Raw genomic sequence first — 2,596 nt, forward strand, 5'->3', positions numbered from 1 at the left:
GGAACTCTTCAAGCCATTTTTAAAAGAAAATCAGCTGAATCAAATATCAAAAGCGGCATAATAATCGGTACCAAGTCAATGACACCAAGGGTCAAAGGCTATTTTTTAACTGCAAAACTTGAGTTAAAGAAGTAATGGATACCTTCAAGTTTTCTGATTTGGCAAAATCACTTCTGGACATTAAAGATAACCGTGCTTACTACACGCATGATAATTTAGCGATATTAGAACAGCTCATTATGCAACTGATTGCTGGTTATTCGGCAGACTCGTCAGCTAATCTGTTACGACAGGATCCAGTCTTTCAAATGGTGTTAGGCAGAAAACAATTAGCCTCACAATCGTCAATTTCACGGTTTCTGGATCGTTTCACCACGGAAAATGTGGGTCAATTACACTCATTAAATCAGTCGCTCATTGATAAAGCGCGTTTGATTCGCAATGACACCGAGTTAATCATTGATCTCGATTCCACTCATTCAGATACCTTTGGCCATCAAGAACAAACAGATTATAATGCTCATTATCAAACCTACGGCTACCACCCATTAGTTGCCTTTGACGGACTGACTGGAGATTTCTTAAAAGCTGAACTGCGTTCAGGTAATCAGTACACATCTAAAGGGGTGAAAGCCTTTATCGACCCATTGTTACACCACTACAATGAATCCATACCGAATACTGACATATTGGTTCGTGGGGACAGCGGCTTCGCAACACCAGAGGTGTATGAGTCTTGTGAAGAAAATGAAAGTCAGTATGTGATCCGATTAAAGAACAATCGGAGGTTAAGTCAATTAGCTGAGCAATCCGTTCTTTACGGAGATAACCAAAAATGGGAAGATCGGGAAGTTCAGTATTTTTCAATGCCTTATCAAGCACAATCATGGTCGAAACCCCGTCGTGTCTGTATTCGATCAATCCGTGAAGCAGGAGAACTCCTCTTTCAACACGCATTCATTGTGACTAATCTATCCGATAATGTCTCACCTGAAGTCATATTCTCTCTTTACGGCAAGCGAGGGACAATGGAGAATTTCATCAAAGAAGCGAAAGGTGGCTTTTATTTCGATAAAACAGACAGTCCACGCTTCTTAGAAAATCATGTCAGAATGATGATTAGTCTGCTTGCATACAACCTCATCAACTGTCTAAAGACTATCGGCTTTGATAAAAAGAACCAAGGGATGACTATTCATTCCATCCGACTAACATTCCTTAAAGTCGCTGGCAAACTTGTGCAAACAGGCAGACGAGCCTATCTAAAATTGTCGAGTTATCATGTGTATCAAACTGAATTCTATAGGGTCTTCGAGCGCCTACGGCGATCCAGTCAATGGATTTAAATCAGTCATCACGTTAATTTTTTGAATCAATCGTCTACAAGGGAGAAGTATGCCTTCAAACAAACAAGAGAATCGTAAGAAGGATCATTTAGTTAAAATCTACTTCGAGAACGCACTATTTTGTAGAAAAATTCCCAATTTTTCCAAGAACGATTAATTTATTCAAGAAACCAGCTTAAATTATAGAGCTATGAATTATTCAGGTTGTTTTTATCATTTTACTCTCATGTTACACTTTACTTGTGCTGATAGAGTCGGCTGAATCTCAATCTGTTTGCCAATTTATGGTAAATATGTGTATACTTTTAAAAAAACGAGGTGCCTACATGAAATTTTACGGCCTGCTGGGCGAAAAACTGACACACAGTTTGTCTCCTCAGCTGCATAAAGAAATATATAAACGAGTGGCCATCAACGCGGCTTATAAAACATTTCCCTGCCCACCTGGTCAGGTCCCCCAGGCGATCGAGAGCCTGAAAGTCCTGTCCATCAGCGGATCAAACGTGACGATCCCCTACAAGGAAACTGTCATGCCTTACCTGGATGAAATCGACCCGACTGCACGAACACTAGGTGTAGTGAATACGATAAGTAATCTGGACGGCTATTTGAAAGGCTATAATACTGATTACGAGGGTTTCGGCCTACTGTTCGAGCGTAGGCAATGGGATTTGAGCGGCAAGTCAGTCACTGTCCTTGGTACAGGCGGATCATCCAAAATGGTCGTCCAGTATCTGAAGGATCACGGGGTCAAGGACATTACCTTAGTCTCCAGAACTATCAAGGAGTCCCACTCTGATTCAATGGTCACATACCGGACCTACGACGACTCGGAGGCTTTCAGCGGAGATTATCTTATCAATACTACACCTGTCGGCATGTATCCCAACACAGGCGTCTCTCCCGTATCGGACGAAACGCCCACACGCTTCGATGCCTTCATTGACCTGATTTATAACCCTCTGGAAACGGCATTTCTGAAACAGGCCCGCTCCATTGGCAAGCCTGCAGTGAATGGTCTCGAGATGCTGATCGGACAAGCCATCAAATCTGTTGAAATCTGGGAGAACCGTTCAATTTCATTGAACCTAATGGATGAACTGATTCAGGACTTTTCCCAGTGGGGAACTGTCAAATTTTTTATGAAAACTAAAAATTAAAGGTGGTGAAGGCCCACTGACTATACCAATCGGAGCCGCATTTGCCCTTGACAAACACTTGAATGGTTTCAGTTAAGGTCACAAGGGTGA

1 protein-coding gene and 1 pseudogene are annotated in these 2,596 nt (G+C 41.9%); both read left to right on the forward strand.

The window, feature by feature from the left end; all coding sequences use genetic code 11:
* Positions 1–122: 122 nt before the first annotated feature.
* Positions 123–1,346 (forward strand): annotated as a pseudogene (locus ACYQ4S_RS11550) (IS1380 family transposase); the annotation flags it as partial.
* Between the two features lie 326 nt (positions 1,347–1,672).
* Positions 1,673–2,506 (forward strand): shikimate dehydrogenase family protein, encoded by an 834-nt coding sequence (locus ACYQ4S_RS11555; protein WP_346024215.1) that lies wholly within the window; start codon positions 1,673–1,675, stop codon positions 2,504–2,506.
* The last annotated feature ends 90 nt before the right edge of the window (positions 2,507–2,596 follow it).

The organism is Alkalibacterium sp. s-m-28, assembly GCF_054658175.1.

Coding starts and splice junctions, on each gene's coding strand:
- ACYQ4S_RS11555 (WP_346024215.1), top strand. CDS start 1,673: ATGAAATTTTACGGCCTGCTGGGCGAAAAACTGACACACAGTTTGTCT.